Source organism: Pseudomonas brassicacearum (genome assembly GCF_000585995.1).
GTDB classification, from domain to species: Bacteria; Pseudomonadota; Gammaproteobacteria; order Pseudomonadales; family Pseudomonadaceae; genus Aquipseudomonas; species Aquipseudomonas brassicacearum_A.
Map to the genome: position 1 here is coordinate 429595 of NZ_CP007410.1, position 23581 is coordinate 453175.

Annotated in this window: 22 protein-coding genes and 2 pseudogenes; 3 read left to right on the forward strand and 21 right to left on the reverse strand. The window is 61.7% G+C overall.

The features are described from left to right. Positions 1 to 110: 110 nt before the first annotated feature. From CD58_RS31730 to ubiE, 12 genes and pseudogenes are all read right to left on the reverse strand, one after another. Positions 111 to 974, reverse strand: coding sequence for a methyl-accepting chemotaxis protein (locus tag CD58_RS31730; RefSeq protein ID WP_419178851.1), 864 nt, complete (start codon positions 972 to 974; stop codon positions 111 to 113). Further along, positions 966 to 2027, reverse strand: a pseudogene (locus CD58_RS31735) (methyl-accepting chemotaxis protein); the annotation flags it as partial. The gene CD58_RS31730 and the pseudogene CD58_RS31735, both read right to left, overlap by 9 nt. A 221-nt stretch (positions 2028 to 2248) precedes the next feature. Then, positions 2249 to 4153, reverse strand: a complete 1905-nt coding sequence (locus tag CD58_RS01845; RefSeq protein ID WP_025211390.1) for a methyl-accepting chemotaxis protein — start codon at positions 4151 to 4153, stop codon at positions 2249 to 2251. 112 nt (positions 4154 to 4265) lie between these two features. Beyond that, entirely contained in the window at positions 4266 to 4973 is a 708-nt protein-coding gene (locus tag CD58_RS01850) for a 16S rRNA (uracil(1498)-N(3))-methyltransferase (RefSeq protein ID WP_025211391.1), read from the reverse strand. After that, complete coding sequence (gene tatC, locus CD58_RS01855) at positions 4970 to 5767, reverse strand: twin-arginine translocase subunit TatC (RefSeq protein ID WP_025211392.1); 798 nt, start codon at positions 5765 to 5767, stop codon at positions 4970 to 4972. The genes CD58_RS01850 and tatC overlap by 4 nt, the downstream gene beginning before the upstream one ends. Next, positions 5764 to 6186 carry a Sec-independent protein translocase protein TatB gene (gene tatB, locus CD58_RS01860; protein WP_025211393.1) on the reverse strand — a complete coding sequence of 141 codons (423 nt, stop codon included), beginning with the start codon at positions 6184 to 6186 and terminating at the stop codon, positions 5764 to 5766. Before tatB ends, tatC begins: the two co-directional genes overlap by 4 nt. A gap of 10 nt (positions 6187 to 6196) precedes the next feature. After that, positions 6197 to 6484 carry a twin-arginine translocase TatA/TatE family subunit gene (locus tag CD58_RS01865; RefSeq protein WP_025211394.1) on the reverse strand — a complete coding sequence of 96 codons (288 nt, stop codon included), beginning with the start codon at positions 6482 to 6484 and terminating at the stop codon, positions 6197 to 6199. A 24-nt stretch (positions 6485 to 6508) separates the two neighbouring features. Further along, positions 6509 to 6841, reverse strand: a complete 333-nt coding sequence (locus CD58_RS01870) for a phosphoribosyl-ATP diphosphatase (RefSeq protein ID WP_003186671.1) — start codon at positions 6839 to 6841, stop codon at positions 6509 to 6511. Then, the gene (hisI, locus tag CD58_RS01875; protein WP_003196931.1) at positions 6834 to 7232 is read right to left on the reverse strand and encodes a phosphoribosyl-AMP cyclohydrolase; all 399 of its coding nucleotides are present in this window, start codon (positions 7230 to 7232) and stop codon (positions 6834 to 6836) included. The genes CD58_RS01870 and hisI overlap by 8 nt, the downstream gene beginning before the upstream one ends. A gap of 132 nt (positions 7233 to 7364) precedes the next feature. Next, a complete protein-coding gene (ubiB, locus tag CD58_RS01880; RefSeq protein WP_025211395.1) occupies positions 7365 to 8969 on the reverse strand; it encodes a ubiquinone biosynthesis regulatory protein kinase UbiB in 1605 nt (534 codons plus the stop codon). Further along, positions 8966 to 9590: pseudogene (locus tag CD58_RS01885) on the reverse strand (ubiquinone biosynthesis accessory factor UbiJ). Before CD58_RS01885 ends, ubiB begins: the two are co-directional and overlap by 4 nt. Then, entirely contained in the window at positions 9590 to 10360 is a 771-nt protein-coding gene (ubiE, locus tag CD58_RS01890; protein ID WP_003186661.1) for a bifunctional demethylmenaquinone methyltransferase/2-methoxy-6-polyprenyl-1,4-benzoquinol methylase UbiE, read from the reverse strand. The pseudogene CD58_RS01885 and the gene ubiE overlap by 1 nt, the downstream one beginning before the upstream one ends. 155 nt (positions 10361 to 10515) lie before the next feature. Between ubiE and CD58_RS01895 the strand changes: the two genes are divergently transcribed. The 3 genes from CD58_RS01895 to CD58_RS01905 all read left to right on the forward strand — a co-directional run bounded on the left by CD58_RS01895 (position 10516) and on the right by CD58_RS01905 (position 12401). Next, positions 10516 to 10791, forward strand: a complete 276-nt coding sequence (locus tag CD58_RS01895; protein ID WP_025211396.1) for a polyhydroxyalkanoic acid system family protein — start codon at positions 10516 to 10518, stop codon at positions 10789 to 10791. Between the two features lie 265 nt (positions 10792 to 11056). Continuing rightward, positions 11057 to 11479 (forward strand): phasin family protein, encoded by a 423-nt coding sequence (locus CD58_RS01900; protein WP_025211397.1) that lies wholly within the window; start codon positions 11057 to 11059, stop codon positions 11477 to 11479. Between the two features lie 10 nt (positions 11480 to 11489). Next, on the forward strand, positions 11490 to 12401 hold the full coding sequence (locus tag CD58_RS01905; RefSeq protein ID WP_025211398.1) for a phasin family protein: 912 nt from the start codon (positions 11490 to 11492) through the stop codon (positions 12399 to 12401). A 179-nt stretch (positions 12402 to 12580) separates the two neighbouring features. On the opposite strand, the gene CD58_RS01910 is transcribed toward CD58_RS01905, so the two are convergent. The 9 genes from CD58_RS01910 to argS form a co-directional block, all read right to left on the reverse strand. Beyond that, positions 12581 to 13201, reverse strand: coding sequence for a TetR/AcrR family transcriptional regulator (locus CD58_RS01910; protein WP_025211399.1), 621 nt, complete (start codon positions 13199 to 13201; stop codon positions 12581 to 12583). A 60-nt stretch (positions 13202 to 13261) separates the two neighbouring features. Beyond that, positions 13262 to 14944, reverse strand: coding sequence for a class II poly(R)-hydroxyalkanoic acid synthase (gene phaC / locus CD58_RS01915; RefSeq protein WP_025211400.1), 1683 nt, complete (start codon positions 14942 to 14944; stop codon positions 13262 to 13264). Between the two features lie 111 nt (positions 14945 to 15055). Then, positions 15056 to 15913 carry a poly(3-hydroxyalkanoate) depolymerase gene (phaZ, locus tag CD58_RS01920; RefSeq protein WP_025211401.1) on the reverse strand — a complete coding sequence of 286 codons (858 nt, stop codon included), beginning with the start codon at positions 15911 to 15913 and terminating at the stop codon, positions 15056 to 15058. A gap of 260 nt (positions 15914 to 16173) precedes the next feature. Beyond that, complete coding sequence (gene phaC, locus CD58_RS01925; RefSeq protein WP_025211402.1) at positions 16174 to 17853, reverse strand: class II poly(R)-hydroxyalkanoic acid synthase; 1680 nt, start codon at positions 17851 to 17853, stop codon at positions 16174 to 16176. A gap of 276 nt (positions 17854 to 18129) precedes the next feature. Next, a complete protein-coding gene (locus tag CD58_RS01930) occupies positions 18130 to 18507 on the reverse strand; it encodes a gamma-butyrobetaine hydroxylase-like domain-containing protein (RefSeq protein ID WP_025211403.1) in 378 nt (125 codons plus the stop codon). 197 nt (positions 18508 to 18704) lie between these two features. Then, positions 18705 to 20042: an ATP-dependent protease ATPase subunit HslU gene (gene hslU / locus CD58_RS01935; RefSeq protein WP_025211404.1), complete on the reverse strand. Its 1338-nt coding sequence runs from the start codon at positions 20040 to 20042 to the stop codon at positions 18705 to 18707. Positions 20043 to 20096: 54 nt separating this feature from the next. Then, complete coding sequence (hslV, locus tag CD58_RS01940) at positions 20097 to 20621, reverse strand: ATP-dependent protease subunit HslV (protein WP_025211405.1); 525 nt, start codon at positions 20619 to 20621, stop codon at positions 20097 to 20099. A 268-nt stretch (positions 20622 to 20889) separates the two neighbouring features. Next, a complete protein-coding gene (locus CD58_RS01945) occupies positions 20890 to 21585 on the reverse strand; it encodes an SPOR domain-containing protein (protein WP_025211406.1) in 696 nt (231 codons plus the stop codon). 1 nt (position 21586) lies between these two features. After that, a complete protein-coding gene (gene argS / locus CD58_RS01950) occupies positions 21587 to 23323 on the reverse strand; it encodes an arginine--tRNA ligase (protein WP_025211407.1) in 1737 nt (578 codons plus the stop codon). Between the last annotated feature and the right edge of the window lie 258 nt (positions 23324 to 23581).

Here is a 23581-nt window from a genome sequence, read left to right on the forward strand (position 1 = left end):
GCGAGAGCGTTTGCTTGTGCTTGGCCGCGGAGCCTTTGCCAGCCCGAGTGCTGCAGGTGGCCGCTTCGCGCCCAAGCGGGAGCAAGCTCCCTCGTCACGGGGTTCTGACGTTAGACCTTGAAGCGACCTACCAGCGTCTGCAAATGAACCCCCAATCGCGCCAGTTCAGCACTGGAGGCGGCAGTTTCTTCGCTGGAGGCGGCGGTTTGCTCGGAGACATCGCGCACGTTCACGACGCTGCGGTTGATCTCCTCGGCCACGGCGCTTTGCTGCTCGGCCGCGGCGGCGATCTGTTGGTTCATCGACTGGATCGCCGAGACGGTGCGGGTGATGTTTTCCAGTGAGCCACCGGCGCGGCGGGTCAGTTCAACGCTGCTGTCGGTCAGGTTGCGGCTGTTGTCCAGGGTGGTCGCGACTTGCTCGGTGCCTGATTGCAGACCGAGGATCAGTTCCTCGATCTCCTCGGTGGATTTTTGGGTGCGCTGGGCCAGGCTGCGGACCTCGTCGGCCACCACCGCAAACCCACGCCCGGCTTCACCGGCCCGGGCCGCTTCGATGGCGGCGTTGAGGGCCAGCAGGTTGGTTTGCTGGGCCACGGATTTGATCACATCCAGCACGCTGCCGATTTTGTCGCTCTCGCGCTTGAGATGGCCCATGGCTTCGGTGGAGTTGCCCACTTCTTTGGAAAGACGTTCGATCTGGGCGATGGCTTCGCCGACCACTTTTTCGCCTTCGCGAGCCTGCTGGTCAGCGGCGACTGCGGCTTCGGAAGCTTCCTCGGCGTTACGCGCCACTTCCTGCACCGTGGCGGTCATTTCGTGCATGGCGGTGGCGACCTGGTCGGTCTCCACTTTCTGGCTGTTGACCCCGGCGCTGGTCTGCTCGGTGACGGCCGAGAGCTGTTCGGCGGCGCTGGCGATTTGCGTGACGCCTTCGCCGATACCACTGATCAGTTGCCGCAGGCTGATCACCATCCGCTGCAGGCTGCCTTGCAATTGGCCCATGTCGTCACGGCGGGTGACCACCAGGTTATAACTCAGGTCACCGGAGGCGACACGCTCGAGGGCGACCAGGGTCTGTTGCAGGGGAACCACGATCTGCCGGGTAATGATCCATGCGGCAAGCAGGCCAAACGCCAGCGCCAGGACGGTGACGATGATCAGCGTTTCTTTCGCTTGGACCGTCTCCTCGTTGCGTTTCTCAATCTGCGAGGCCGTCAGGTTACTGTTCAGCTCACTCAGGCGGGTGTCTTGCTCGACCATTCTCTTGAGGGCTGAGGCGCTGGCGACCTGCGATTCGCGGAACTGGCTGACGGCCGCGCGGTAGGCCTTCATCGATTCGGTGGCTTGTTGCAGGTTGCTGGTGTGTTGTTCCGGCAGTTTGGCCGGCAGGCTTTCAAGGTTTTTCAAGACGTTATCGATGGCATCCAGCGCCGGTTGCTCGGCATCGGCCTTGCCACTGTAGGTGTAGCCGCGGACTTGGTAGCGTGCTTGCTGGAGCAGTTTGCTCAGCTCGACCACGCTGTTGAATTGCGGGACGCTGTCGCCTTGGCGCAAGGCATTTTCGATGTCTGTCACCTTGGCCACGGCGTTGTCGGCGTTGGCGCCAAGCTTGGATCGGGCGCCTTCGCGGCTCTGCGTCGCTTGGGTCAGGTCGGCAAAGGCGCGCTTGTATTCACCGAGATTAGCCAGTTGCTGATTGAGCAATTCCTGGTCTGCCGGTCGCACAAATCGTTGGAGGGCAGCTTGTATGCTCTCCTGAAGCTTGCCCATGAACTCGTTGACGGCTGTCGGCCCTTGTTCGCCGCGCCGCATCTCATACTCGAGACTGGCGACTCGCAAATCCTTGGCCAACTCATTGAGACTGGCGATGGCCGCCTGTTTGTCAGCGCGGCTGATCACACTGCTCAGGCTGTTCCAGCCGGCGTAGGTGCTCAGGAGGGTCATGAGCAGGACCAGGCCAAAACCAAAGCCCAATTTGCGATTGACGCTTACGTTTCCCAGCTTATCGGTTAGCCAACTGAACATGCTGATACTCCCTCGAACCTTTTATAGGTCTTATGAAAAGAGTATCGACCATGTCACGCAGATCTGTAGAAATTAGGTGGGCATCTTGTCTGGCGAGAGGGCTTGCTTCTGGGCGGTTGCGAATGGGTCGCAAGTCCGTCCGCCACCGGTGGCCGCTGCGCGTCCAAGCGGGAGCAAGCTCCCTCGCCACGGGGGGCTGTGCTCGCCGCTTTTTTCGGCGTTCAGACCTTGAAGCGGCCCACCAGCGTCTGCAAATGAACCCCCAATCGCGCCAGTTCGGCGCTGGAGGCGGCGGTTTCTTCGCTGGAGGCGGCAGTCTGTTCGGACACATCGCGAACATTCAGCACGCTGCGGTTGATCTCTTCGGCCACGGCGCTCTGTTGCTCGGCTGCGGCGGCGATCTGTTGGTTCATCGACTGGATCGCCGAGACGGTGCGGGTGATGTTTTCCAGTGAGCCACCGGCACGGCGGGTCAGCTCGACGCTGCTGTCGGTCAGGCTGCGACTGTTGTCCAGGCTGGTCGCGACCTGTTCGGTGCCGGTCTGCAAGCCGAGGACCAGTTGCTCGATCTCTTCGGTGGACTTCTGGGTGCGCTGGGCCAGGCTGCGAACCTCGTCGGCCACCACCGCGAAACCACGCCCGGCTTCACCGGCCCGGGCTGCCTCGATGGCCGCGTTGAGGGCCAGCAGGTTGGTTTGCTGGGCCACGGACTTGATCACGTCCAGTACGCTGCCGATCTTGTCGCTCTCGCGTTTGAGGTGGCCCATGGCTTCGGTGGAATTGCCCACCGCGTTGGACAGGCGCTCGATCTGGGCGATGGCTTCGCCGACCACTTTTTCGCCTTCCCGAGCCTGTTGGTCCGCAGCGGTAGTGGCTTCGCTCGCTTGCTCGGCATTGCGCGCTACTTCCTGCACCGTGGCGGTCATTTCGTGCATGGCGGTGGCGACCTGGTCGGTCTCCACTTTCTGGCTGTTGACCCCGGCGCTGGTCTGCTCGGTGACGGCCGAGAGCTGTTCGGCGGCGCTGGCGATTTGCGTGACGCTGTCACTGATGCCGCCGATCAATTGCCGCAGGCCGACGGTCATGCTCTGCATGGCTCGTTGCAGTTGGCCCAGTTCGTCGCGGCGCTCGGAGCTGAGGTTGTGGGTCAGGTCGCCTGCCGCCACGCGCTCGGCGACCTTGAGGGTCTGCTCCAGCGGGTTGACGATCTGCCGGGTGATCGCCACTGCGGCAATCACGCCGAAGAGGAAGGCCAGCGCGGCGGCCGATGCCAGCAAAATCTTGGCATCGCTGGCTTCATGGTCGCGCACGATGGTCTGGGACTGGGTGAGATTTTTGCTGGCTTCGCGTAGCACCACCCCTAAGTCGGACATGCGCTTGACCGCGGCAGCGCTTGCGGTCTGGGCATCACGGAACTGGCCGAGCACTGCACGATAAGTCTTGAACGCTTCGTTGGCCTCCCGCAGGTTGGCGGCGTGTTCGTCTGGTAGTTGGGCCGGCAGGCTGGCGAGGGTTTTCAATGCGTTATCGATGGCATCCAGGGCAGGTTGTTCGGCGTCGGCCTGGCCGCTGTAGGTATAGCCGCGAACCTGATAGCGGGCTTGCTGGATGGCCTTGCTGAGGCTGACCACGCTGTCAAATTGAGCGACGTCGGCGCTTTGCCGCATGGCGTTTTCAACGTTGGCGACACGGGCTACGGCGTTATCGGCATTGGCGCCCAGTTTGCTGCGTGCATCCTCGCGACTGGCCATCGCGCGGGTCAAATCGGCGAAGGCAACCTTGTAGTCGGCGATAGCCCCCAGTTGTTTGTCGAGGAGCGCCATGTCGGCTGGCTGCTCGATCGATTGGCGGGCGGTTTGTAGCCCAGGCTCCAATTTTCCGAGCAGATCGTTGATTTCCCCTGGGCCCTTTTCACCGCGGGTCGAAAAATAATCCATGCGCGCGGTACGCAGGTCCTTGGTCTGGTCGTTCAGGCTGGCAATGAGCCCGAGCATGTCTCCGTGGGCAATCACGCGGCCCAGGCCGATCCATCCGGTGAAAGCGATCATCAAGGTTAAGAACAGCACCAGGCCGAAACCGAAGCCAAGTTTGCGATTAACGCCTACGTTACCTAGCCATTGGAACATGCTGATACTCCCTTGAAGGGCGGAACTGCTTTGTCTAAAGCCTATCGGCCCATAAAGGGGGAACAGGAGAAATGAGTTAGATGCGTTTGGAATACCGTGGCAAACCAAAGGCTCAGAACAGTCGTGCGAGCAGCGCCGTAACCGCGGTCTCGACCCGCAGGATTCGCTCGCCCAGTTGAACCGGTTGCAGGCCGGCCTTGCCCAGCAGGTCGATCTCGTAGGGAATCCAACCGCCTTCGGGCCCGATGGCCAAGGTCACCGGCTCTGTTAACGCTCGCGGGCAGGGCGGGTGGTTGCCAGGGTGGCCGACCAGTCCGAGGGTGCCGTTCGTGATGGCCGGCAGGCGGTCCTCGACGAAGGGTTTGAAGCGTTTTTCGATGATGATGTCTGGCAGCACGCTGTCCCGGGCTTGTTCCAGGCCCAGGATCAATTGCTCGCGAATCGCCTCGGGCTCCAGGAACGGCGTCTGCCAGAAGCTCTTTTCCACGCGATAACTGTTGACCAGCACCACCCGCGGCACGCCCATGGTGGCGATGGTCTGGAACACTCGGCGAAGCATTTTCGGGCGAGGCAGGGCCAGCACCAGGGTGAGCGGCAGTTTGGCCGGTGGTGGCTGGTCGAGGGTCACCTGCAGTTCGGCCTCGCGGGCTTCCAGGCGCAGTACCTGGGCGGTGCCCATCAAGCCGCCGATGCGCCCGACCCGCAGGCTGTCGCCGACGGCGCTGCGGTGGACTTCCTGCATGTGAGTCAACCGGCGATCACTCAGGACCACCCGGTCAGGCCCAATGAAATCGGCCTCTTCGAGCAGCAGCAGGTTCACGCTTGGGTCGCTGGCGGCTGGTCGTTGTGGTCGTCGACGGGCTGTTCCTCGGGCTCTTCTTCCCTGCGCTTGCGTACGAGGGCGCCGAACAGGATGCCGATTTCGAACAGCAGCCACATCGGCACGGCCAGCAGGGTCTGGGAGAAGATGTCCGGCGGGGTCAGGATCATGCCGACCACGAAGCAGCCGATGATCACGTAGGGGCGGATTTTCTTCAGGTACGCCACGTCAACCACGCCGATCCACACCAGCAATACCACGGCCACCGGGATTTCGAACGCCACGCCGAAGGCGAAGAACAGCGTCATGACGAAGTCCAGGTAACTGGTGATGTCGGTCATCATCTCAACACCCGCCGGAGTGGCGGCGGCGAAGAACTTGAAGATCAGCGGGAACACGAAGAAATAGGCGAAGGCCATGCCGGTGTAGAACAGCAGGATGCTCGACACCAGCAGCGGCACGGCGATGCGTTTTTCATGCTTGTACAGGCCCGGTGCTATGAAACCCCAGATCTGGTGCAGGATCACCGGGATCGCGAGGAACAGCGAGACCATCATCGTCAGCTTCAGTGGCGTCAGGAACGGCGACGACACGTCGGTGGCGATCATCGTTGCCCCTACCGGCAGGTACTGGCGCAGCGGCGTGGAGACGAAGGTGTAGATCTGCTGGGTGAAGGAAAACAGCCCGGCGAAGATGATGAAGACCGCCGCGACGCAACGCAGCAGGCGCGTGCGCAACTCGGTGAGGTGCGATACCAGCGGCATCGGCTGGTCGTTTTCAGGGAGATCGCTCATGGGGCTCGCGGCGGCAATGTAGGGTCGTTGGGCGCAGGGGCTGCGGGGGACGTTGCATCAGCCACCGTCGGTGTCACGGGCGTCGGCTCGGCCACCGGCACCGCGCCATCCACCGGTGCCTGGGGCGCTACCGTCGGCTCGACCGCAGGTTGGACTGGCGTCGGCTCCTGCTGGGTCGGCGTGAAGATTTTCCGCGCTTCCTGCTCCAGGGACAGAATGTGTTCGTTGTGCAGTTGCCGACGGATGTCGTCGGCACCGATTTCACGTTCAACTTCCTGTTTGATCGCATTGAAGCTGCGCTTCAGTCGCCCGATCCAGAGACCGGCGGTGCGCGCAGCACCCGGCAGACGCTCGGGGCCCAATACCAGCAGGGCGACGAGGCCGACGAGCAGCAGTTCAGTGAAGCTGATCCCAAACATTAGTCAGTGCTCACGAGTCTTTGCGGGCGGGCTCTTCGACTTTCTGGGCCTGCACGTCGATGGTGTGCGGCGCATTCACAGGCTGGGCGGCCTGGGGGTGTACCGGTTGGGTCGGCTGCGCCGGTTGGGCGGGAGCTGCCGTTGGATCGGCCGGTTTTTCGTCATCGTTCATGGCCTTGCGAAAGCCCTTGATCGACTCGCCGACATCGGTGCCGAGGTTTTTCAGCTTCTTGGTCCCGAACACCAGCACGACGACTACCAGAATGACGATCCAGTGTTTCCAGTCAAAAATACCCATGTGGCTATTCCTCTTAACAGTTGATCAAGCGGACGGACGCGAGGCTTTCTCGACGTGCCCGGACAGACCGAAACGACGGTCCAGTTCATCCAGTACAGCCTGCGGGTGCTGCCCCAGTTGGGCAAGCATGACCAGGCTGTGGAACCACAGGTCGGCGGTCTCGTAGATCACGTCGCTGCAGTCGCCGCTGATGGCGGCATCCTTGGCGGCGATGATGGTTTCGACCGACTCTTCGCCGACTTTTTCCAGAATCTTGTTCAAGCCCTTGTGGTACAGGCTGGCGACATAAGAGCTGTCGGCCGCAGCGCCTTTGCGCTCTTCCAGCACCTGGGCCAGGCGGGTCAGGGTGTCACTCATGGGTATGTCCTGAATAAATGGCATGCGGGTCCTTGAGCACCGGGTCGACGGTTTTCCAGTCGCCGTTCTCGAAGACGCGATAGAAGCAGCTTTGACGGCCGGTGTGGCAGGCAATTTCACCGACCTGCTCGACCATCAGGATGATGACGTCGCCGTCGCAATCCAGGCGCATCTCATGCAGGTGCTGCACATGCCCGGACTCTTCACCCTTGCGCCACAACTTGCCACGGGAACGTGACCAATAGATGGCTCGGTTCTCGGCGGCGGTCAGGGCCAGCGCTTCGCGGTTCATCCAGGCCATCATCAGCACGCGCCCGGTCTTGTGATCCTGGGCGATGGCCGGCACCAGGCCGTCAGCGTCCCATTTGATCTCGTCCTGCCAGTTTTTCATCTTGAGTCCTGACGGTAGCGGCAAGCTTTAAGCTTCAAGCTGCAAGTAAAAGCAATTCTGTATCGTGCTTGCGTTGATAGGTTCAACCCATGAACTTGAGGCTTGCAGCTTATCGCTTGTGGCTGATTCCTGCTATCGACGTACGACCAGATACAAGCCGACGACCACCATGATACCGGCTGGCCAGTGACCCAGTTGGCTCAACGGCCCACCGGTCGCCAGCACTGCGCCGCCACCCAGGTGAGCTGCGCCCAGCAGGCGCAGCAACCAGTCGTCCTTGCGCTGTTTCCACGGTGGCGCCGGGTCGTGGGCGTGGGGTTGGGACATGCGTTCGAGCAGGTCGCGGGTCATGTTGGCCAGGTGCGGGATCTGCTCGAACTGGCTCTGCACGTTGCCCAGCAAGGTTCGCGGGCTGACGCGCTCGCGCATCCAGCGCTCGAGGAACGGCTGGGCGGTGTTCCACAGGTCCAGGTCCGGGTACAGCTGGCGACCAAGGCCTTCGATGTTCAACAGGGTCTTCTGCAACAGCACCAGCTGTGGCTGGACTTCCATGTTGAAGCGCCGCGCGGTCTGGAACAGGCGCATCAGCACCTGACCAAAGGAAATATCTTTTAACGGTTTTTCGAAGATCGGTTCGCACACGGTACGGATCGCTGCTTCGAATTCGTTGAGCTTGGTTTCGGCCGGTACCCAGCCCGAGTCGATGTGCAGCTGTGCCACGCGACGGTAGTCACGCTTGAAGAAAGCGAACAGGTTGCGGGCCAGGTAATCCTGGTCTTCCGGGGTCAGGCTGCCGACGATGCCGCAGTCGATGGCAATGTACTGCGGGCTCCACGGCTGCACGGTGCTGACGAAGATGTTGCCGGGGTGCATGTCGGCGTGGAAGAAACTGTCGCGAAACACCTGGGTGAAGAAAATTTCCACGCCGCGCTCGGCCAGCAGCTTCATGTCGGTGCGTTGGTCGGCCAAGGTCGCCAGGTCGGTCACCTGAATGCCGTAGATGCGCTCCATCACCAACACTTTCGGGCGGCACCAGTCCCAATAGACTTGCGGCACATAGAGCAGTGGCGAGCCTTCGAAGTTGCGGCGCAGTTGGCTGGCGTTGGCGGCTTCGCGCAGCAGGTCGAGTTCGTCGTAGATGGTTTTTTCGTAGTCCTGGACCACGTCCACCGGATGCAACAGCCGCGCATCGGCCGACAGCCGCTCGGCGGCGCGGGCGAGGATGAACAGCCACGCCAGGTCCTGGGCAATGATCGGCTTGAGGCCCGGACGGATGACCTTGACCACCACTTCTTCGCCGCTCTTGAGCTGTGCCGCGTGAACCTGGGCCACGGAGGCCGAGGCCAGGGGCTCGACGTCGAAACGGCTGAAGACCTCGCTGATCTTCTTGCCCAGTTGTTCCTCGATCAGGGCCACCGACAGCTTGGAATCGAACGGCGGCACGCGGTCTTGCAGCCGCATCAGTTCATCGGCGATGTCTTCGGGCAACAGGTCGCGACGGGTCGAGAGGATCTGCCCGAACTTGATGAAGATCGGCCCCAGGTCTTGCAGGGCCAGGCGCAGGCGTGCACCGCGACTCAGCTCCAGTGTTCGACGGGGAAACCAGCGCCACGGCAACACGAAGCGCAGTGCCAGGAGAAACCAGGGCAGCGGCAGGGCGAACAGCAGGTCATCGAGGCGGTAACGGATCACGACGCGCTGGATGCGCAACAAACGGCGGACGGCAAGCAGCTTCATGCGTTATCGCTTGGTTTCAAGGGATCGGGAAAGGCGCTCGAAACGCGCCTCGAGACGTTCCAGGTCAAGCTTGATCTGGTCCAGTTCATTGAAGCGGGCTTCGGCTTCGCGTTGGCCTACGAGAGTACGCGATTCTTCAGCCAGGTATTCACTCAGATTCTGTCCCAGGCTGGCGAACCCCTGGCGGTACCAGCGGGTACGGCTGCGCAGGTGGCCGCTGAGCAATTGGGTGGCCACCGGGCCGAGCCAGCGGGACACTTCATACTCCCAGTCCAGCTCCAGGTCCTGGAGAATCGCCGCCAGCTCCAGCAGCACGCCGCTGTCGCCGTCGAGCTCCACGCCGGGACCGTGCAGCACCGCGGTCTTGTCCTTGCTCAGGGCCAGGCTCAGCAGGCTCGATGCCGGGGCGCGCAGCGTGCAGTCCGCCTCGGCTTCCCAGTGCGCGGCGAGCATCAGGCCTTCGTCGCTGGGCAGGATGAACAGCTGCAACGCTGGGCTGCGGCAGTCCACGGCAATGACCTTGCCGCTCAAGTGCGCCAGGCGCGCAAGCGCGGTGCTGTCCAGGCGCAGTACCCGGTTGATACCGAGTTCGACGCTGGCGAGCAGGCCGGTGAGCAGCATCAGGGTTTGATACCGCGGTGCAGGGCGACGATGCCTGCGGTCATGTTGTGGTAGGTCACGCGGTCGAAACCGGCGTCCACCATCATCGACTTGAGGGTTTCCTGGTTCGGGTGCATGCGGATCGATTCGGCCAGGTAGCGATAGCTTTCCGAGTCGTTGGTGATCAGCTTGCCCATCAGCGGCATGAAGGCAAACGAGTAAGCGTCGTAGGCCTTGGACATCAGCGCGTTGGTCGGCTTGGAGAACTCCAGCACCAGCAGGCGGCCACCGGGCTTGAGCACCCGCAGCATCGAGCGCAGGGCGTCTTCCTTGTGGGTGACGTTGCGCAGGCCGAAGGCGATGGTCACGCAGTCGAAATGGTTGTCGGGGAACGGCAGCTTCTCGGCGTCGGCCTGGACGAACTCGACGTTGCCGGCCACGCCCAGGTCCAGCAGGCGGTCGCGACCGACCTTGAGCATGGACTCGTTGATGTCGGCGAGCACCACCTGGCCGGTCGGCCCGACGATGTGGGAAAACTTCTTGGTCAGGTCGCCCGTACCGCCGGCGATGTCCAGCACGCGATTGCCGCTGCGTACGCCCGACAGCTCGATCGCGAAACGCTTCCAGAGACGGTGCATGCCGCCCGAGAGCAGGTCGTTCATCAAGTCGTATTTGGCGGCCACCGAGTGGAAAACCTCAGCGACTTTTTCCGCCTTCTGGCTTTCCGGCACGTTCTTGAAGCCGAAGTGAGTGGTGGGTTCGGCATCGCTGCCTTTGCGCTGATCAGTCATATCGCTGTCACCAAAAAAGAATGCGGGACATTCTAATCCCGGTGGAGGGCTTTGTCTTGGCAAGGCTGCAGGTAAGATGGACCATCGCCGGGACGTTTTGACGCAGCCAGGGTCTGAAACGTTCAGGCAAGTCCCGATAAAACAGGAGTCACCCGATGGCCCGTATAACAGTTGAGCGTGCCCATGGCCTGGGCAAGGAAGCGGCACGAGAGAAAGCCGACAAGCTGGCGCAGAAGTTGTCCGACAGCTATGGACTGGAGCCGCAGTGGGAGGGCGACACCCTGAAACTCAAGCGCTCCGGGGTCAAGGGCGAAGTGCTTGTGGGCGAGGACTCGATCCGCGTCGATGTGGAACTGGGCATGTTGATGTCGGCCATGAGCGGCACGATCAAGGCGGAAATTGAAAAGGCGTTGGATAAAGCGTTGGCTTGATTGAACGAAAGGGTGGGGTGGAACACATCCAAGTTCACCACCTACTCCTGTGGGAGCGGGCTTGCTCGCGAAGGCGGTGGATCAGTCGACATCAATAGTGAATGGTCCATCGCATTCGCGAGCAAGCCCGCTCCCACATGAAGTCATCGCCTTCAGTGTTTGTGTCAGTTGTTAGGGTGCCCTTTCTAATTATTGTCACTACTTTGTGCCTGAGCCCGTCCGTGTACGGGCAGTTCCTCAAACCTGTTTTCGAGTGAGGTGCACCATGGCCAAAGTTATTTTGAAGAAAAAAAACGACGTTGAATCTTCCACGCTCAGCGACGTGAAAACGTACGCGCGCAAGATCTGGCTGGCTGGCCTGGGCGCCTACACCAAGGTTGGCCAGGAAGGCAGCGAGTACTTCCAGGAGTTGGTAAAGGCCGGCGAAGTTATTGAAACCAAAGGCAAAAAGACTATTGCTGGAAAACTTGAAGCGGCCAACAGTGAATTGATTGAAGCCAAGACGGACGTCAACACTTTCAAGGCCCGGGTTGAAGTACAACTCGATAAAGTCGAGAAGGTATTTGATGCCCGCGTTGCAAGTGCCTTGAATCGTATCGGCATTCCGTCTAAACATGACGTTGAGACACTCTCTGCTAAGCTCGATGAGCTGACGGCATTGCTCGAACGTGTCGCGCGTAAACATTAAGGAGAACGGGATGGCTGGTAAAAAAATCACTGAAAAAGAAGGCAGCTCGTGGGCCGGGAAGATTGAAAAGTACTCCCGCAAAATCTGGCTTGCTGGTTTAGGCGTGTACTCGAAGATCGACACTGACGGCAGCAAACTCTTCGAGTCCCTGGTTAAGGACGGCGAAAAGGCCGAAAAACTCACCAAGACGGCGGTTGGCAAACAAGTCGATGCCGCCAAGGACTCTGCCGAGTCCGCCAAGTCGCGAATCGGCGGCGTTAAGGATCGTGCGCTGGGCAAGTGGGACGAGCTGGAAGGGGCATTCGACAAGCGCCTGAACAGTGCAATCTCGCGCCTGGGCGTGCCGAGCCGCAATGAAGTGAAGGCGCTGCACAGTAAGGTCGACACCCTGACCAAGCAGATCGAAAAACTCACTGGGGCGAAAGTCGCACCGGTGGCTAGCAAGACTGCAGCGGCCAAGCCGGCCACTAAAACGGCAGCCAAGCCACTGGTCAAGGCAGCGGCAAAAACCGTCGCCAAGCCCGCGGCAAAAGCGGCGGCCAAGCCCGCGGCTAAAACGGCGGCCAAGCCCGCGGCTAAAACGGCTGCAGCCAAACCTGCCACCAAGGCAGCGGCCAAACCGGTAGCGGCCAAACCCGCGGCTAAAACCGTCGCTAAAACGGCGGCAGCCAAACCTGCTGCGGCCAAACCTGCTGCGAAACCTGCCGCCAAGCCTGCGGTAAAAGCGGCGGCCAAACCCGCGGCGGCGAAGAAGCCTGCCGTAAAAAAACCGGCCGCGCCAAAAGCAGCCGCACCCAAGGCACCGACCGCGGCCGCCAAACCGGCTACCCCGACGAGCACAGCGAACTCCGCCTCGGCTCCGACTCCGGTGGCCACCCCGACTACCGCGCCGGCTCCATCGACGCCTACCACCCAGTCCTGATACAGCAGGACACGCAAAAACGCCCGGCCTGAGAAGGTCGGGCGTTTTTGTTTGACGGGTATTTCAATACACCACTGAACCCATTGTGGGAGCGGGCTTGCTCGCGAATGCGGTGGGTCATTCAATAGTGATGTTGACTGACTCACCGCATTCGCGAGCAAGCCCGCTCCCACAGGTCGTCAGTCGTGTTCTTCCAGATACCGCAACGCCAATTGCTCAGTCGCCGCCTTGGTCGCCGGCGGCAAATGCGGGGCCACCAGCATCATGACCTGATAGACCACCAACCGAACCTCGCCCTCGCGATCGAGGATCCGCTGATAGTCCAGCGAAAACAGCAAGGTCATGGTGATCTGCTCGACCAACTGCCCCAGCGCCTGGGTGTCGCTGACCAGCATGCCCTGGGCCTTGAGCTGCGCCAGCAGTGACGCCAGGGTGCGCTTCAGGGCGTTGAGCAACTGGCGGATGCCCTTGGCCAGTTTTGGCAGGCGCCCGGCCAGGTTCGACAGGTCCTGGAACAGGAACCGGTACTGCGCCAGGCGTTCGACGATCAGGTGCAGGAACAGCCAGTAGTCTTCAGGCGCCAGTTGCACATCGGGTGGTGGGTCCAGCAGTGGTGCCAGTTCGACCTGGAAACGCTCGAACAACCCCAGGATCAGGGGTTCCTTGCCATGAAAGTGGTAGTAGAGGTTGCCGGGGCTGATGCCCATTTCGTTGGCAACTTCCATGGTGGAAACATTCGGCTCGCCCTTTTCATTGAACAGCTGCAGGGCACATTCGAGGATGCGGTCGCGGGTCTTCATCCGGTCTTCTTAGTGATGGAGTCGTGCCACGGCCACCAACCCGGCCGTGGAGTGAGGCATTCAGCGCACGCGCACATAGGTTCCCGGGGCCGCTTCCTGGGGTGGATAGTTCGCGTTGCCCAGGGTCATCAGGGTTTCATGCTGGGCCCCGGAGCGCGCCTGGATCCAGGCCAGCCATTGGGTCCACCAACTGCCGTCGACGTGCTTGGCGTCGTAGTACCAGGCCCGAGGGTCGCCGGTCAGTTTCGGGTTTTCGACGTAATTGGCCTTCGGGTTGCTCGGCGGGTTGAGGATGCTCTGGACATGCCCGCTGTTGGACAGCACGAAGCGCCGTTCGCCACCCAGCAGCAGCGTCGAGCGATACACCGCATCCCAGGGCGTGATGTGATCGTTGATGCCGGCCACGCTGAAGCTGTCTACCGTGACTTTCTGCAGGTCTATCGGTGTGCCGCACACCTCCAGGCCGCCGACGTGGGTCAGGGGATTGTGCTTGAAGAAATCCAGCAGGTCGCCGTGGAGGGCCGCCGGCAGCCGGGTGGTGTCGTTGTTCCAGTAGAGGATGTCGAAGGCCGGCGGCTCTTTGCCCAGCAGGTAGTTATTGATGAAGTAAGTCCAGATCAGGTCGTTGGGCCGCATCCAGGCGAACACCCGGGCCAGGTCGCGGCCATCGAGGATGCCTTTCTGGTAGGAACGACGCTTGGCGGCTTCGAGGGTCTGTTCGTCAATGAACAACGTGGCCTGGCTGTCGATCTGGCTATCGAGCAGGCTCACCACGTACGTAGCGCTCGCCACCCGGCGCAGCTGCCGCTTGGCTTGCAGATGGCCTTGCAGGGCAGCGATGGTCATGCCGCCGGCGCAGGCGCCCATCAGGTTGACCTCGCGGGCGCCGGTGATCGCCCGGCACACGTTCATGGCTTCTTCCGCCGCCTGGACGTAGCTGGACAGGCCCCATTCGCGGTGACGCACATCGGGATTGCGCCAGCTGATGATGAACACCTGCAAGCCGTTTTTCAGGGCGTATTGGACGAAGCTGTTGGAGGGGCTCAGGTCGAAGATGTAGAACTTGTTGATCTGCGGCGGCACGATCAGCAGCGGCTTGGCGTATTGCTTTTCGCTCATGGACTTGTACTGGATCAGTTCCAGCATCTCATTGCGAAACACCACCGCGCCGGGGGTGGTGGCCAGGGTCTTGCCGACTTCGAAGGCATGGGGCGTGGTTTGTCGCGGCAAGCCGTCGTTGTGCAGCAGGTCGTCCACCAGGTGACTGATGCCACGCACCAGGCTGCTGCCGCCGGAGTTGAACAGCTCCTTGATCGCCAGGGGATTGAGCAAGGTATTGGAGGGCGATACGGCGTCGTTGAGCAGCGCGAAGGCGAAATGCGCGCGGGCCTGGTCGTCCGGGCTCATGTCGCTTTCGTCGATCCAGCTCCTGACCTGTTTCTGCCAGCTCAGGTACGCCTGCAGGCTCCGCCGGTAGAACGGATTGAGCTGCCAGGTGGGATCGGCAAAACGCGGGTCCTTGGGGTTGGCGGGGTGCAGGGTTTCGCCGAGCAACACACGGCCCAACTGGCTGCCCAGTCGCAACGCATGCCGGGCACTGTGCACCGGGTTGCGCAAACCGTGGGCGGCCACGCTGCGCAAAGTAGACAGCAGGTCCCTGCCACGCAAGCCGGTGATCGCACTTTGTGCATTGATGAAGCTGGCAGGGACGGGCATGGAGCCCTTCGCCGGTTTGTCGCGCATGAGTCAACTCCTTCGTCATCAGGCTAAAAACAAACACACCGAACCAGACAACATAGTCGCTGTTTCGGGTTGCTGCGCGTTCCGGCGTCCTGCCAGGCGCTATGGGCGGTGTCAGCCACCCCCCAGTGGCGCGGGATGCGGGTGCATGACCGCGCGCTGACGTTCTTCCTCCAGAAATTTCATGATGATCGGCGCCACGGCCTCGGCCCGCGTAATCAGGAACAGATGGCCGTCATCGATGATGTGCAACTGGGCGTTGGGAATGCGCCAGGCCAGCATGCGCATGTTGATCAGTGGAATCAGCGGGTCATCGTCGCCAGCCAGCACCAGCGTGGGCTGGTGGATCTTGTGCAGCCAGTGGATGCTGGTCCAGCCGAGACCGGCAAACAGTTGCCAGTAATAACCGAGCTTGCCCGCCGAACGAACCTTGGCCGCATGACTGGCCGCCAGGCTCGGGTCGCGGCGGAACGAGCCGCCGTAGATCAGCGGGGCGATGCGCATCACATGGGACGGCTGAACGTAGCGCCGGGGGCTTGCCATCATCCACAGCACTTTCGGTTTGCCCGGCACCATCACCGCCCCGGCGGCGGTGGCTGCCAGCACCAGTTTCTTGCAGCGCTCAGGGTAGTCATAGGCGAACTGTTGGGCCAGGGCGCCACCCCAGGACACGCCAATCACGTTGACCTGCCCATAGTCGAGGTAATCGAGCATGCGCGCGGTGAGTTTTGCCAGGCCAGGAAAACGATACGGCCGGTTGGGCGTCGACGAACCGCCGACACCGGGCACATCGAAGGCGATGACTTCCAGGTCCGGGTCCAAGGCCTCGATGAACGGGAATACCAGCTCCAGGTTGGCGCCGATGCCGTTGAAAATCAGCAAGGGCGTCAAGTGAGGCTTGCCGGGACGTACCGCGGTGCGCAAGGTCTGGCCATCCAGATCGACGGTACGGAAGATGTACGGTTGCGGCATGCTTCAAGCCCTGTGGGTTGGGTCGCTGTCTTTCATTTTTCCCGGATCCCTTGTGGGAGCGAGCTTGCTCGCGATGACGGCGGTACATCCAACATCAATGTCGGCTGACACACTGTCATCGCGAGCAAGCTCGCTCCCACATGGGGTCTGCTGTGAACATGGGTTTTATGTTCGCCAGCGCTGTGGGCATTGCATTCAGTGTCGGCTGGCGGGATGTATTCGTGAGCAAGCCCACCCCCGCAGCAGACGAGTTGCATCCCTTACCGCTCATGCACATAAGTACCGGGCGCCGCCTCGCCGGCCGGATAGGCCTTGTTGCCCAGGACGGTCGGGGCTTTTTTCAGTTTGCCCGAACGTTCGGCCTGCCAGGCTTGCCAATGCAGCCACCAGGAGTCGGTGTGCTTGGTGGAGTTTTCCTGCCAGTCCTCAGCCTTGGCCGGCATGTCGTCACTGGTCATGTAGCGCGACTTGGGATTGCCCGGCGGGTTGAGGATGCTCTGGATGTGACCGCTGCTCGACAGTACGAATTCCACTTTCCCACCGAACAGTTGCGCTGACTTGTAGCAGGACTTCCACGGGGTGATGTGGTCGTTGGTGCCGGCCAGGGAAAAAATGTCGGCGGTAACCTGCTTGAGGTCGATCGGCGTGCCGCACACTTCCAGTGCATTGGGCCGGATCAACGGGTTGTTTTTGAACATCTCGATGAGATCGCCGTGGAACGCCGCCGGAAGCCGAGTGGTGTCGTTGTTCCAGAACAGGATGTCGAACACCGGCGGCTCGTTGCCCAGCAGGTAGTTATTGACCCAGTAGTTCCAGATCAGGTCGTTGGGGCGCATCCAGGCGAAGACCTTGGCCATGTCGCGGCCTTCGAGCACACCGGCCTGGTAGGAATGGCGCTTGGCCGCTTCCAGGGTCTGCTCGTCGACGAACAGCGCGACGTCGGTGTCCAGGGTGGTGTCGAGCACGCTGACCAGCAGGGTCAGGGCATTGACCTTTTTCTCACCGAGGGCGGCGTAGTGACCCAGCAGCGCGGTGCAGGTGATGCCGCCTGAGCAGGCGCCCAGCATGTTCACGTCTTTGCTACCGGTGATGGCCGTGACCACGTCCACCGCTTCCTTGAGCGCCTCGATGTAGGTCGACAGGCCCCACTCACGCTGTTCCTTGGTGGGGTTGCGCCAGCTGACGATGAAGGTCTGCACATTGCTGCGCAGGCAGAAGCGCGCCAGGCTCTTGTCCGGGCTGAGGTCGAAGACGTAGAACTTGTTGATCTGTGGCGGTACCACCAGCAGCGGTCGCTCGTGGACCTGTTCGGTGATGGGGCGGTACTGGATCAGTTCCAGCACGTCGTTGCGAAACACCACGGCGCCTTCGGTCACGCCCAGGCTCTTGCCGACCTCGAAGGCGCCCATGTCGACCTGGCTGGGCATACCGCCGTTGTGCACCAGATCCTTGGCCAAGTGGGACAGGCCGTCCAGCAGGCTCTTGCCGCCGGTTTCGAAGAAGCGCTTGACCGCTGCGGGGTTGGCCGCCGAGTTGGTCGGGGCCATGGCTTCGGTCATCAGGTTGATCACGAAATGCCCGCGGCTGATGTCCTGGGGCGAGAGGCTGCTGTCGTCAATCCAGGCGTGCAGCTCCTTGCGCCACGCCAGGTAGGTTTGCAGATAACGTTTGTAGAGCGGGTTCTGGCTCCACGCCGGGTCGGCGAAGCGACGGTCATCGCTTGAAGGTTGCAGCGCGGATTTGCCGAACAGGACGTTCTTGAGTTCCAAGCCGAAATGGGTGACGTGCTTGACGCTGTGCAGCGGTTGTTTGATGGCCTGGGTCAGCACCATTCGGGCAGAGGCCAGCAGATCTTTTCTGCGCAAGCCGACGACAGGATTCAACCCCAGGGTATTTTCCGAGGCCTGGTACTTCAGGTCATCGTTGTTCTTGTTGCTCATCTACGACGCTCCATTGTCCTTCAGACGAGTACCCGGGCCGTGCCGTAAAGCCACACAGCATTGCCAGGTACGCTGCTCGGGTGACCGTTAATTCCGCATCGAGGCCAATGAGGAAACTTGTGCAAGGAACTCGCAGGTTCCTTTGCAGGGAACTTGCCAGCTCCATTGGTTACCCGAGTTTAATTTTTTTCGCAAGCAGGCCAGTCATTGACGTTGCCGCGCGGGCATTCAAACAGATGAGTCTAGAAAAATCGCCCTAAAGCGCCAGCCCTTGAGTTAGAGCATCAGCTTGACGACGGACTCGCTCGGGTCGCGGGTTTTTCCGGCGGCCTTGAGTTCAGCAAGATAATCGTTCCACAAGTCTTCCTGGCGCACCGCCAACTGGTAGAGATAGTCCCAGGTGAACAGTCCGCTGTCGTGGCCGTCGTCGAAGGTCAGTTTCAGTGCGTACTGGCCGGCCGGCTCGACCTTGCTCAGGCCGACGTTGAGCTTGCCGTATTGCAGGATGGGTTTGCCGTGGCCCTGGACCTCGGCGGAAGGCGAATGCACCCGCAGGAATTCGGCGGGCAGGTGATACTCCTCGTCTGGCGCGTATTTGAGCGTCAGGGTCTTGGAGGCTTTGTGCAGGTTGATGGCGGTGGGGAGTTTGGTCATGGCAGATCGTCCGTTTCGTGACGCCTTGCATGAGCGATCCGTGGCGAGGGAGCTTGCTCCCGCTGGAGGGCGAAGCCCTCCCAAAAGACTCCCGATAATCCGCCGGATAAGCGGCGGCGTCGGGTTTTTGGGGCCGCTTCGCGACCCAGCGGGAGCAAGCTCCCTCGCCACAGGAGCCCGCTCACACAGCGTGTGACCTACAGGATATACCGCGACAGGTCTTCGTTTTGCGCCAATTCACCCAGGTGGCTGTTGACGTACTCGGCGTCGATGAGGATCGGCGCTTCGTTGTGGGCGCTGGCCAGGTCGCCGGCGCTGAAGGACACTTCCTCGAGCAGGCGTTCGAGCAGCGTGTGCAGGCGACGGGCACCGATGTTCTCGGTCTTCTCGTTGACCTGCCAGGCGATCTGCGCCAGGCGCTTGATGCCTTCGGGCGTGAACTCGATGTTCAGGCCTTCGGTCTTGAGCAGCGCGCAATACTGTTCGGTCAAGGAGGCATGGGGTTCGCTCAGGATGCGTTCGAAGTCTTCCGGCGTCAGGGCCTTGAGCTCGACACGAATCGGCAGGCGACCTTGCAGCTCTGGCACCAGGTCACTCGGCTTGCTCAGGTGGAACGCACCGGAGGCAATGAACAGGATGTGGTCGGTCTTGACCATGCCCAGCTTGGTGTTGACGGTGCAGCCTTCGATCAGCGGCAGCAGGTCGCGTTGCACACCTTCGCGGGACACATCGGCGCCGCCGACATTGCCGCGCTTGGCGACCTTGTCGATTTCGTCGATGAATACGATGCCGTGCTGCTCGACCGCTTCCAGGGCCTTGGCCTTCAGTTCTTCTTCGTTGACCAGGCGACTGGCTTCTTCATCGCGGACCAGTTTCAGCGCTTCCTTGACCTTGAGCTTGCGGTTCTTGCGCTTGCCCTTGCCCATGTTGGCGAACAGGCTCTGCAACTGGTTGGTCATTTCTTCCATGCCCGGCGGCGCGGAAATGTCGACGCCGGCGACTTCAGCCACTTCGATCTCGATTTCCTTGTCGTCCAACTGGCCTTCGCGCAGGCGCTTGCGGAACAGCTGGCGGGTGTTGGAATCCTGGGTCGCGGCGGACTCAGCGTTGAAACCCATGCGCGCCGGCGGCAGCAGGGCGTCGAGGATGCGCTCTTCGGCGGCGTCTTCGGCGCGGTGGCGAACCTTGGTGATTTCCTGTTCGCGCAGCAGCTTGATGGCGGCGTCGGCCAGGTCACGGATGATCGACTCGACGTCGCGGCCGACATAGCCGACTTCGGTGAACTTGGTGGCTTCGACCTTGATGAACGGTGCGTTGGCGAGTTTGGCCAGGCGCCGGGCGATCTCGGTTTTACCGACACCGGTCGGGCCGATCATCAGGATGTTCTTAGGGGTCACTTCGACGCGCAGCTCTTCGGGCAGCTGCATCCGACGCCAGCGGTTACGCAGGGCGATGGCGACGGCGCGCTTGGCATCGTCCTGGCCGATGATATGGCGGTTGAGTTCGTGGACGATTTCGCGGGGAGTCATGGACATGGTAATTGACGGTCCTCGAGCAGGAATGAGCCGTGGCGCTGGGCCGGAACAGACTTATTCGTCCTGCTCCTCAATGGTCTGGGTGTGGTTGGTGAAGACACAGATGTCGCCGGCAATGCCCAAGGCAGTCTCGACGATCTCGCGGGCCGACAGGTCAGTCTTTTTCAGCAGGGCGCTGGCTGCAGCCTGGGCATAGGCACCGCCGGAACCCATGGCGATCAGGCCATCCTCGGGCTCAACGACGTCACCGTTGCCGGTGATGATCAGCGAGGCGTCCTTGTTGGCGACCGCGAGCATGGCTTCGAGGCGGCTCAGGGAACGGTCGGTGCGCCATTCCTTGGCCAATTCCACGGCGGCACGCACCAGGTGGCCCTGATGTTTCTCAAGCTGGCCTTCGAAACGCTCGAACAGGGTAAAGGCGTCGGCAGTGGCCCCGGCGAACCCGGCGATGACCTCGCCGTGATACAGGCGGCGGACTTTCTTCGCGTTGCCTTTCATCACGGTGTTGCCCAGTGAAACCTGGCCGTCGCCGCCCATGACGACTTTGCCATGACGGCGGACTGAAACGATGGTGGTCAAGGGAGAGTCTCCACGCAGCGGGGCGAAAATGCCCGGATGGAACTCATATGGGGGTGGCGCGGGTTTTTTCAACTGTGGGGTGCGGGAGGGGATGAGTGGTGCCCCGGGGTTGTCGATCAGGTTTGCGGAAAAGGCATTCACTGTGGCGAGGGAGCTTGCTCCCGCTGGAGCGCGTAGCGGTCCCAAGCTGTTGGGGCTGCTGCGCAGCCCAGCGGGAGCAAGCTCCCTCGCCACAAAAGCCCCACAGCCACGAGTGTCCTTGACGAGATCAGCGGTTCTGGCGTTGTTGTAACAACAGGTTGCTGAAACCGCTGCCGGCCAATTGTTTCTGTGCCTTGGTCAGCTCTTCGCGGTTACTGAACGGGCCGACCAGGACGCGGTACCAGGTTTCGTCCTTCACGGTCCCGGACTCCACCGCCACGGACTGGCCCAGCAGAATGATCTGTGCCCGCACTTTGTCAGCGTCGGCTTCCTTGCGGAACGAGCCGGCCTGGAGGAAGAACTTGGTCACTGGCGCGGCTTTCTGCACAGGCGGTGCCGGTGGCGGTGTGATGCCGGCCAGCGCGGCCTGGGCGCGGGCGGTGTCGATCTTCGCCGCTTCGGCCGGGGTCACTGGCGTGGTCGGCACTTGCGGTGTCGGCAGGGTTTTCTCCGGCACGGCATCGGGCGGCACGATGACTTCCGATTCCGGCAACAGGGTGTAGAAGTCGTACTTCGGCTTCACCGGCTGCGTCGGGCTTGGCGGGGTCTTGTTGGCCTCGGCGATGCGCGTGGCCTTCTGCTGCTCTTGCCGGACGCGCTTGACGTCATCGCCCTGGCCCGGGTCCAGCTTCATCAGAAACACGATGAAAGCGCCGACGGTCAGGCCGATGGCCATCCACAACCAGCCCGGAATCGGCTTCTTGGCCGGGGCCTGGTAACGACTGGCGCCGCGTTTGGGTGCAGGTTTTTTCTTGGCGGCCAACTTACATGCGCTCCAGGGTTTCCAGGCCCAGCAATTCCAAGCCTTGCTTGAGCGTACGTCCGGTCAGCGCGGCGAGGCGCAGGCGGCTCTGCATTTGCTCTGGGGTTTGTGCGTTGAGGATCGGGCAGTTCTCGTAGAAGCTGGAAAACAGGCCGGCCACATCGTACAGGTAAGCGCACAGGGTATGTGGCGTGCCCTTGTCGGCGACGTTGTTCAGCACTTCGCCGAACTGCGCCAGTTTCGCCGCCAGCTCCTGTTCTTGAGCGGCTTCAAGCACGATCTGGCCGTCCACTTCGTTGAAGCCCTTGCCGAGTTTGCGGAACACCCCGGCGACACGGGTGTAGGCGTACAGCAGGTAGGGCGCGGTGTTGCCTTCGAAGTTGAGCATCAGGTCGAAGTTGAAGCTGTAGTCGCTGGTGCGGTGCTTGGACAGGTCGGCGTATTTCACCGCGTCGATGCCCACCACCTTGGCGATGTTGCGCAGTTCGTCCTCGGCCAGGTCCGGGTTCTTGCCCTTGACCAGGGTGTAGGCGCGGTCCTGGGCTTCGGTCAGCAGGTCGATCAGTTTCACCGTGCCGCCATCGCGGGTCTTGAACGGACGGCCGTCGGCGCCGTTCATGGTGCCGAAGCCCATGTGTTCCATTTCCATCGGACGGGTCACGAAACCGGCCTGGCGTGCCACTTCGAACACTTGCTGGAAGTGCAGGGCCTGGCGTTGGTCGACGAAGTACAGGACCCGATCGGCCTTGAGCACGTTGTTGCGGTAGCGCACGGCTGCCAGGTCGGTGGTGGCGTAGAGGTAGCCGCCGTCGGCCTTGACGATGATTACTGGAAGCGGCTCGCCGTCGGCGGTCTTGAACTGGTCGAGGAACACGCACTGGGCGCCGTTGCTTTCCACCAGCATGCCCTTGGCCTTGAGGTCGTTGACCACGTTGATCAGGTCATCGTTGTAGGCGCTTTCACCCATCACGTCGGCCATGGTCAATTTGACGTTCAGCAGCTCGTAGATTTTCTGGCAGTGGGACAGGGAGATGTCCTTGAACTTGCTCCACAGCGCCAGGCACTCGGCATCGCCGGCCTGCAGCTTGACCACCAGGCCGCGGGCGCGGTCGGCGAACTCGGGCGACTCGTCGAAGCGTTGCTTGGCGGCACGGTAGAAGTTCTCCAGGTCCGACAGTTCGTCGCTGGTGATCGGGTTTTCCTGCAGGTAGGCCATCAGCATGCCGAACTGGGTGCCCCAGTCGCCGACGTGGTTCTGGCGGATCACGGTGTCGCCGAGAAACTCCAGGACCCGGGCCACGCCGTCGCCGATGATGGTCGAGCGCAGGTGGCCGACGTGCATCTCCTTGGCGAGGTTGGGGGCCGAGAGGTCAACCACGGTGCGCTGCACCGGGCCGGCCTTGCGCACGCCGATGTGGGCGTCGGCCAGGGCCGCGTCCAGGCGCGAGGCCAGGGCCTGGGTGTTCTGGAAGAAATTGATGAAGCCGGGGCCGGCGATGTCAGCCTTGCTGACGTTCTCGTCGGCCGGCAGCGCGGCGATGATTTTCTCCGCCAGGTCCCGCGGTTTCATGCCGGCCGGCTTGGCGAGCATCATCGCGATGTTGCTGGCGAAGTCGCCGTGGGTCTTGTCGCGGGTGTTTTCGACCTGAATCGCCGGCGACAGGCCTTCTGGCAGCACACCTTCAGTGACGAGTTGGGCGATGGCTTGCTGGATGAGCTGGCGAATGGTGTCTTTCATGGTCTTCTCTTTCAACCGCAGGCGCGGCGGCGCTTCGATGCGCTGGTGGAAAAACTGGGCATTATCCGTGGCCCGGACGAGCTTGCCAACTGTAGCGGGTCGGTTGGGGCTGTGGGGTGATTATTCTGGGTGGCCTGGATGTATGCGATCCACCTGTGGGAGCGGGCTTGCTCGCGATAGCGGTGGGTCAGTGACGGTGATGTCGGCTGTGCCGTCGCAATCGCGAGCAAGCTCGCTCCCACAGGGGCCGGCTTGTGG

Coding starts and splice junctions, on each gene's coding strand:
- CD58_RS01895 (WP_025211396.1), top strand. CDS start 10,516: ATGGCCCGTATAACAGTTGAGCGTGCCCATGGCCTGGGCAAGGAAGCG.
- CD58_RS31730 (WP_419178851.1), bottom strand. CDS start 974: ATGGTGATCAGCCTGCGGCAACTGATCAGTGGTATCGGCGAAGGCGTC.
- phaZ (WP_025211401.1), bottom strand. CDS start 15,913: ATGCCGCAACCGTACATCTTCCGTACCGTCGATCTGGATGGCCAGACC.
- CD58_RS01870 (WP_003186671.1), bottom strand. CDS start 6,841: ATGAGTGACACCCTGACCCGCCTGGCCCAGGTGCTGGAAGAGCGCAAA.
- phaC (WP_025211402.1), bottom strand. CDS start 17,853: ATGAGCAACAAGAACAACGATGACCTGAAGTACCAGGCCTCGGAAAAT.
- CD58_RS01910 (WP_025211399.1), bottom strand. CDS start 13,201: ATGAAGACCCGCGACCGCATCCTCGAATGTGCCCTGCAGCTGTTCAAT.
- CD58_RS01930 (WP_025211403.1), bottom strand. CDS start 18,507: ATGACCAAACTCCCCACCGCCATCAACCTGCACAAAGCCTCCAAGACC.
- CD58_RS01900 (WP_025211397.1), top strand. CDS start 11,057: ATGGCCAAAGTTATTTTGAAGAAAAAAAACGACGTTGAATCTTCCACG.
- ubiB (WP_025211395.1), bottom strand. CDS start 8,969: ATGAAGCTGCTTGCCGTCCGCCGTTTGTTGCGCATCCAGCGCGTCGTG.
- CD58_RS01905 (WP_025211398.1), top strand. CDS start 11,490: ATGGCTGGTAAAAAAATCACTGAAAAAGAAGGCAGCTCGTGGGCCGGG.
- CD58_RS01865 (WP_025211394.1), bottom strand. CDS start 6,484: ATGGGTATTTTTGACTGGAAACACTGGATCGTCATTCTGGTAGTCGTC.
- CD58_RS01845 (WP_025211390.1), bottom strand. CDS start 4,153: ATGTTCCAATGGCTAGGTAACGTAGGCGTTAATCGCAAACTTGGCTTC.
- hisI (WP_003196931.1), bottom strand. CDS start 7,232: ATGAAAAACTGGCAGGACGAGATCAAATGGGACGCTGACGGCCTGGTG.
- tatB (WP_025211393.1), bottom strand. CDS start 6,186: ATGTTTGGGATCAGCTTCACTGAACTGCTGCTCGTCGGCCTCGTCGCC.
- argS (WP_025211407.1), bottom strand. CDS start 23,323: ATGAAAGACACCATTCGCCAGCTCATCCAGCAAGCCATCGCCCAACTC.
- hslU (WP_025211404.1), bottom strand. CDS start 20,042: ATGTCCATGACTCCCCGCGAAATCGTCCACGAACTCAACCGCCATATC.
- phaC (WP_025211400.1), bottom strand. CDS start 14,944: ATGCGCGACAAACCGGCGAAGGGCTCCATGCCCGTCCCTGCCAGCTTC.
- ubiE (WP_003186661.1), bottom strand. CDS start 10,360: ATGACTGATCAGCGCAAAGGCAGCGATGCCGAACCCACCACTCACTTC.
- tatC (WP_025211392.1), bottom strand. CDS start 5,767: ATGAGCGATCTCCCTGAAAACGACCAGCCGATGCCGCTGGTATCGCAC.